The 6,785-nt window shown below is 66.7% G+C and carries 8 protein-coding genes and 1 pseudogene; 6 read left to right on the top strand and 3 right to left on the bottom strand.

Features of this window, described 5'->3' with window-relative positions; all coding sequences use genetic code 11:
- The 6 genes from gcvH to RTN46_RS15835 form a co-directional block, all read left to right on the top strand.
- The coding region (gene gcvH, locus RTN46_RS15860; RefSeq protein ID WP_312182831.1) for a glycine cleavage system protein GcvH at positions 1-342 on the top strand (342 nt) is incomplete at its 5' end.
- Entirely contained in the window at positions 339-1,640 is a 1,302-nt protein-coding gene (glyA, locus tag RTN46_RS15855) for a serine hydroxymethyltransferase (protein WP_312182830.1), read from the top strand. The genes gcvH and glyA, both read left to right, overlap by 4 nt.
- A 21-nt stretch (positions 1,641-1,661) precedes the next feature.
- On the top strand, positions 1,662-3,074 hold the full coding sequence (locus RTN46_RS15850) for an L-serine ammonia-lyase (protein WP_312182829.1): 1,413 nt from the start codon (positions 1,662-1,664) through the stop codon (positions 3,072-3,074).
- 91 nt (positions 3,075-3,165) lie between these two features.
- Entirely contained in the window at positions 3,166-3,372 is a 207-nt protein-coding gene (locus RTN46_RS15845; RefSeq protein WP_312182827.1) for a hypothetical protein, read from the top strand.
- A gap of 3 nt (positions 3,373-3,375) precedes the next feature.
- A complete protein-coding gene (locus RTN46_RS15840) occupies positions 3,376-3,798 on the top strand; it encodes a ChaB family protein (protein ID WP_312182825.1) in 423 nt (140 codons plus the stop codon).
- A gap of 149 nt (positions 3,799-3,947) precedes the next feature.
- Entirely contained in the window at positions 3,948-4,967 is a 1,020-nt protein-coding gene (locus RTN46_RS15835) for an LLM class flavin-dependent oxidoreductase (RefSeq protein ID WP_312182824.1), read from the top strand.
- A 99-nt stretch (positions 4,968-5,066) separates the two neighbouring features.
- On the opposite strand, the gene RTN46_RS15830 is transcribed toward RTN46_RS15835, so the two are convergent.
- The 3 genes and pseudogenes from RTN46_RS15830 to RTN46_RS15820 all read right to left on the bottom strand — a co-directional run.
- Complete coding sequence (locus RTN46_RS15830; protein ID WP_312182822.1) at positions 5,067-5,567, bottom strand: tail fiber protein; 501 nt, start codon at positions 5,565-5,567, stop codon at positions 5,067-5,069.
- Entirely contained in the window at positions 5,564-5,926 is a 363-nt protein-coding gene (locus RTN46_RS15825; RefSeq protein WP_312182820.1) for a DUF6916 family protein, read from the bottom strand. Before RTN46_RS15825 ends, RTN46_RS15830 begins: the two co-directional genes overlap by 4 nt.
- Positions 5,926-6,785 (bottom strand): annotated as a pseudogene (locus tag RTN46_RS15820) (hypothetical protein); the annotation flags it as partial. The pseudogene RTN46_RS15820 and the gene RTN46_RS15825, both read right to left, overlap by 1 nt.

Genomic DNA, 6,785 nt, shown 5'->3' with positions numbered 1-6,785 from the left:
GAACACGAATGGGTAGATTCCTCCAGCCCCGTTCGCGTCGGCATCTCCGCCGTCGCTGCTGACGCGCTGGGCGATGTGGTCTACGTTGACCTGCCCGCTGTTGGCGACACCGTGACCGCCGGCGAGACCTGCGGCGAGGTCGAATCCACCAAGTCGGTTTCCGACCTGTACGCACCGGTCTCCGGCGAAATCGTGGAAATCAACCAGGAGGCCGTGGATAACCCGGCACTGCTGAACGAAGATCCCTACGGCGCCGGCTGGCTGTTCACCGTCAACGTCACCGAGGAGGGTGAGCTGCTGAGCGCCGCCGAGTACGCGGAGAAGAACGGCGGCGAGCTGTGACCGATTACCTGAACGCCCACCTGGCGGAGATCGATCCGGAGGTTGCCGAGCAGATCGACAACGAGCGGCGCCGCCAGCAGGACGGCCTGGAGATGATCGCTTCCGAGAACCACACTTCGGTGGCGGTCATGGAAGCGCAGGGCTCCGTCCTGACCAACAAGTATGCCGAGGGCTACCCCGGACGCCGCTACTACGGTGGCTGCGAGTACGTGGACGTGATTGAACGTCTCGCGATCGACCGGGCGAAGTCCCTGTTCGGCGCCGGTTTCGCCAACGTCCAGCCGCACTCGGGCGCCCAGGCCAACGCCGCGGTAATGCACGCGCTGATTCGTCCGGGAGACACCGTCCTGGGCCTCTCGCTGGCCGACGGCGGGCACCTGACGCACGGCATGAAGCTGAACTTCTCCGGCCGGCTCTACAACATCGTTCCCTACGGCGTGGATGAAACCACCCACACCGTAAAGATGGACGAAGTGGAGCGCCTGGCCCGCGAGCACAAGCCCAAGCTGATTGTCGCCGGCTGGTCCGCGTACGCCCGCCAGCTGGACTTCGCCCAGTTCCGGCGGATCGCGGACGAAGTCGGCGCCTACCTGATGGTGGACATGGCGCACTTCGCCGGGCTGGTGGCCGCCGGCCTGCATCCCAGCCCGGTGCCGCACGCCCATGTTGTCACCTCCACCACGCACAAGACCCTGGCCGGTCCGCGCGGCGGCATCATCCTGTCCAACGACGTTGAGATTGCCAAGAAGATTAACTCGGCAGTGTTCCCGGGCCAGCAGGGCGGGCCGCTGGAACACGTGATTGCCGGGAAGGCCACCGCACTGAAGATTGCCGGCACCCCGGAGTTCCGGGAACGCCAGGAACGCACCCTGGCCGGCTCCCGGCTCCTCGCCGAGCGGCTGCTCGCCGCGGACGTGGCCGCCAAGGGAATTTCCGTGGTGTCCGGCGGCACCGACGTGCACCTGGTCCTGGTGGACCTGCGCAACGCGGAGCTCGACGGGCAGCAGGCCGAGGACCGCCTGGCGCAGATCGACATCACGGTCAACCGCAATGCCGTTCCGTTCGACCCCCGCCCGCCGATGGTGACCTCCGGCCTCCGGATCGGGACACCCGCATTGGCTACCCGCGGCTTCGATGAGGCAGCGTTCCGGGAAGTCGCGGACATCATCGCCCTGGCGCTGATTGCCGGCGACGGCGCGGACCTCAGCGCGCTGAAGGACCGCGTCCACGCGCTGGCCGCGGCACATCCGCTCTACCCGCAGGTCGCCGACCTCGCTGGAGCACCCACCCGCGTCTAGACGCGAACCAAAGGACATCCCATGGCTGTTGGCGTTTTCGACCTCTTCACCGTAGGAATTGGCCCGTCCAGTTCCCACACTGTGGGACCCATGCGGGCTGCCGCGGCCTTCAGTGGTGAGCTGGTCGACGCCGGTGTCCTGGCGTCCGTGGCCGGTCTCCGCGTGGACCTTTACGGGTCCCTCGCGGCGACCGGCCGCGGGCACGGTACCTTCCCTGCCGTCCTTTTGGGACTCGAGGGTTTTGCTCCGGAGGAGATCCTTCCGGAGCAGATGGAAAAGCGGCTCACCGCCATCGAATCTTCCGGAAAAATTGATCTGGGCGGACAGCTCGACGGCGGCGGCACCCGTCTCGAGTACGGCATCGAAGACATGGTCCTGCACCCGCTGACCGTGCTGCCGCGGCACACCAACGGCATCCGCTTCGCTGCCCTGGGCCCCGGCGGCAACCTGCTGCACGAAGCCACCTACTTCTCGGTCGGCGGCGGGTTTATTGTGCGCGACGGCGAAGAGGACGCTGCCGCGCAGGAACTCGCCGCGTCCAAAAAGCAGCTCCCGTACCCCTTCCGCACGGCCGCGGAACTGCTGGCCCATTGCACCTCCAGCGGCCTGGACATCAGCGGGGTCATGCTGGCCAACGAGCTGGTCTCCCGCCCGGAGGAGGACATCCGGGCCGGCCTGCTGCACATCCGCGACGTGATGGACGAGTGCAAGGACTCCGCGATCGCCCGCACCGGCCTGCTGCCCGGCGGACTGAAGGTCCGCCGTCGGGCACCGCAGTGGCACACCCGGCTGCGCCAGGAGGACCCCAACCGGGACCCGCGGTTCTGGCAGGAATGGGTCAACCTCGTGGCCCTGGCCGTCAACGAGGAGAACGCCACCGGCGGCCGCGTGGTCACCGCGCCCACCAACGGCGCCGCCGGCATCATCCCCGCGGTCCTGTTCTACGCGACGCACTATGCGCCTGGCATGGACACCGCCACGCAGGAGGTGAAGGACGACGCCGTCATCCGCTTCCTCCTCGCCGCCGGCGCCGTGGGGGTGCTCTACAAGGAACAAGCCTCCATTTCCGGCGCGGAGGTGGGCTGCCAGGGCGAGGTGGGCTCGGCGTCGTCCATGGCCGCTGCGGGACTGGCCGAAATCCTCGGCGGCACCCCCGAACAGGTGGAAAACGCCGCCGAAATCGCCATGGAACACAACCTCGGGCTCACCTGCGATCCGATCGGCGGCCTGGTCCAGGTACCGTGCATTGAACGCAACGCCATCGGCGCCGGCAAGGCAGTCAACGCCGCCAAAATGGCGCTCTGGGGCGACGGTGAGCACCGCGTTTCCCTCGACGAAGTCATCGTGACGATGCGGGAAACCGGCAAGGATATGAGCTCCAAGTACAAGGAAACCGCCATGGGTGGACTCGCCGTCAATGTAGTGGAGTGCTGACCCGCCGGGACGGTTCGTGGGTTGAGCCGCCCGGTGAACGGTGATAGACCGTAAGGACGCTTAGTAATTTGCCGACCGGAAGGAAAGCACCATGGCCGAACGCGGAAACAGCACCCACGGGCGCCGCATGGACGAGGAACTGAAGCACGAAACGCAGACCCTCACCCGGAACGCCGTCCCGGACACCCAGGAATGGCGGTCCCCCGAGCCCGTGGCCGATGACACGGACAGCGCCGAAGTCCAGGACGTGATGGGCACCGCCGCAAACCTGGAAGCCGGCGAAGCGGAGGAGGATTAGGGAATGCCGAAGACCAGCGCCAGCGGGAACACCAAAAAGAGCGAGCTGCCCTCGACCCTGCAGCGGTCGGATAAAAAAGCGCAGGACACTTTCGCGAAAACCTACGACTCGGCGATTGGCGAATACGGCGACGAGCAGCGGGCCGCGCAGACCGCATACGCCTCGCTCAAGCGCACACATGAGAAGGTCGGCGACCATTGGGAACCCAAGGACTCCTCCGGCCCGTCGGACCAAAAGGCCGCCGAGGGCCGGAACTCCAGTGCGGACACCGCCGGCGGGGTCGATGCCAACGCGTCGAAGGAACACCTCTACGACGTCGCGGCGCGGCTGGACGTTCCCGGACGCTCCACGATGGCCAAGGATGAGTTGGTCACCGCGATCCAGAAAGCCAACGAAAAGAAGACCCGGGAGTCCCGCAGCAAATAGGTACAGGCGCAAAGTCCAGGCCGACGGTTTGTCCGCCCGGCCTCCCTCCGGGAATATCCAGCCGGGGGACAGGCTTATGATTCATGCGTATGCATACAGCTGGATTGGCCGCAGCCAATCTGCCGCACCAGCATGAAAGGCCTCTATCCATGCCCAAGAAAATCGGCTTCCTCTCCTTCGGCCACTACCGCGATGTGCCAGGTGCCCGCGTGGGGACAGCCGGGGCCTCGCTGCGCGACAGCGTGGAACTGGCCGTTGCTGCCGAAGAGGCAGGGTTCGACGGCGCCTGGGTTCGCGTCCACCACTTTGATCAGTCACTCGCGGCCCCATTCCCGCTGCTCGCCGCGATGGCAGCACGGACCACCACGCTCGACGTTGGCACCGGCGTCGTCGACCTGCGCTACGAAAACCCGCTGTACATGGCAGAAGAAGCAGCGGCCGTCGATCTGCTCAGCAACGGACGGCTGCAGCTGGGGATCAGCCGGGGATCACCCGAACCTGCCGCAGATGGGCAGACTGTTTTCGGGTATACCCTCGGTGAGAACGAAACCTGGGCCGAAAACACCCGGGCCCGGGCCGACCTTTTCCGCCGGGCCATAAGTGGCCAGCCAGTGGCTCATTCACAGCCCGCTCTCAGCCGGGGGCTTGCGCCGGACCTGGCGGTCCAGCCCCAGTCGCCTGGGCTTCCGGACCGGATCTGGTGGGGAGCGGCCAGCTATGACTCTGGCCTGTGGACGGCCCGATCCGGCATGAATCTGCTGAGCTCCACGTTGCTGCTGGCGGACGACGGGCGTCCCTTCCATGTCCAGCAGGCTGACCAGGTGCGGGACTACCGCAAGGCCTTCGCCGAGTGCGGGCATACCGGACCAGGGCTCGCCGCAGTGACCCGCAGTGCCTTCCCGATCACCACGGATGCGGACAGGCGGTACTTCGGCCTGCGGAACGAGGCCCAGGAGGGTGTTGGCATGATCGACGGCCTGGCTGCGCGCTCGGGGCCGACCTTTGCCGGTGCCCCGGAACAGGTAGCCCGGCAGCTGGCCGCCGATAATGCAGTGGCGGAGTCCGACTACGTCCTGTTCGCGCTGCCCAGCCAGCTCGGCGTGGACTACAACGCGCATCTGATGCAAAACATCGCCGCCGTTGCCCGGGAACTGGGCTGGAAGGACTAACCCGCGCGGCCTAAGACATGGTGCCCGCTTTCTGCTCGGAAAGGGGCACCATGTTTTGTTGTGGTTTCAGCGGGGACGCCGGGAGCCTCCCCGGGAGAACTAACCCCGCGGCGGGAAGATCCCCTGCAGGGCAATGATGAAGTTGACCGCCAGATACGGGGGCATGTTGTTATGCGGCTGGTTGCCGCCCGCTACCCCCGTCGGTGCCATAGCAGCGCCTGAGCTGATGGTCCCGTAGCTGCCCCCGCGGGCAGGTGCCTTTCCTGCGGGCCGGTCGGAAACCTGCTCATCCGACCCGTACTGAGCATGTGCGTGGGCAGGCATCTCGTGCTGGCTTAGGACAACCGCTTCCTGGCCTCCGCGCTGTCCCTGGCTGTAATAGGAGCCGCTGGGAGATGGTCCCATATGGAGCGGAAAAGTGCCTTGGAGATTCGGCAGTGCGAAGGTGGTCACACCGTTCCCGCCGTACATGATTCCAAGCAGTGCAAACAGTGCACTGTTCTGCTGGATCGGCAGGATCTGTCCGTTGCAGTGTGCCCAGCCATCGGGGGCGAAATTGAACCCAACCATGCGGATCTCACCGAGATACTGATCGCTCATAACTGCTGTCCTTTGGGTAGGTGAGTAAACACGGCCAGCGCACGCCGCCCGTGTGAGGTCAGGAAGAGGTCCGCTGAGCCGATTCCCGGATGGCGGACGGAGTGGAGTCCTTCGGCGATGTCCGCGGAATCGGACTCCATCACCAGCCGGAAGCCCGCTGTGAAGTGCTCGACGCCGGCGAGCCGAACCTGTAGGCCGCCAACGGACAGGGTTTCGCCGACCAGCGGCTCCCACGTTTGGGCGGCATAAGGATCAGGTTGTCCGGCAGTGGCGTACGCCGGTACCCCGGTGGCTGCAATTGCTGCCAGCGCGGCCGTGCCGGCCAGGAATATCCGCCGGCTGGGTCTGCTGGCCGGCATCACGGCTGGGCACCGCTGAAGCCAAGTGCGTACCGGAGGTTCTTCACCGGCAGCCCGCCGGTGGAAGCGTAGCCGATGCTGACCGAGTCGCCGGCGGCGACGGTGACCGGTGTGGCCGGGGCGGTGCAGGCAGCAATCACGTCCGCAAGCGTGCAGGCCAGGCCGGTGTCCGCACCGTTGACCCGGACCGTGAGGATCACCGTGCCGGCTCGTGGGGTGACGGCGCCGGTGAAGCCGGAGAGGGTGCCGCCCAGGGGCAGTACCGTTGATGCGTCAGGCTCAGCGGCAACCGCCGAGGAGCCGGACAGCGGGATGAAGGCAGCGGCGTCCGCCGGATCGATGAACGGCAAGGACCCGGCGAAAACTGATCCGTCGCCGGGGGCTCCCTGGGGCCCCTGCGGCCCAGTCGGCCCTGCCGGTCCGATCGCTCCTGCCTGGCCGGCTGCGCCCTGGATGCCCTGCACACCTTGTGCGCCCTGCGCCCCTGCCGGCCCAACCTGACCCTGCGGCCCCTCCGGACCTATGGGGCCCTGTGGTCCGATAAGGCTTTGGGTTCCTCCGGGCCACGTGCCGGAGGCTTTTGGCCCGTAGACGGCGAAGGCCGTTGTATCCAGGTAGAAATCACCGTCCACGCCAAGGCTGGCAGCAGGCGCCCCCACGCCATTGCGGATGGTATTGCCGTCGCGGCCGGGAAGCCCGGGCGCTCCGTCAGCTCCGTCAGTTCCGTCAGTTCCGTCGGTACCGTCGGTGCCGTCGGTGCCGTTGGCTCCGGCTGGGCCTGTTGCTCCGGCGGGTCCCCGTGCACCGTCAGTGCCGTCAGAGCCGTCGGTCCCATCAGCTCCAGTTGGTCCGGCTGAGC

Source organism: Arthrobacter sp. (assembly GCF_031988865.1).
GTDB lineage: Bacteria > Actinomycetota > Actinomycetes > Actinomycetales > Micrococcaceae > Arthrobacter_B.
Note: the sequence above shows the minus strand (reverse complement) of the source record. Positions and strands in the feature narration are given on the sequence as shown.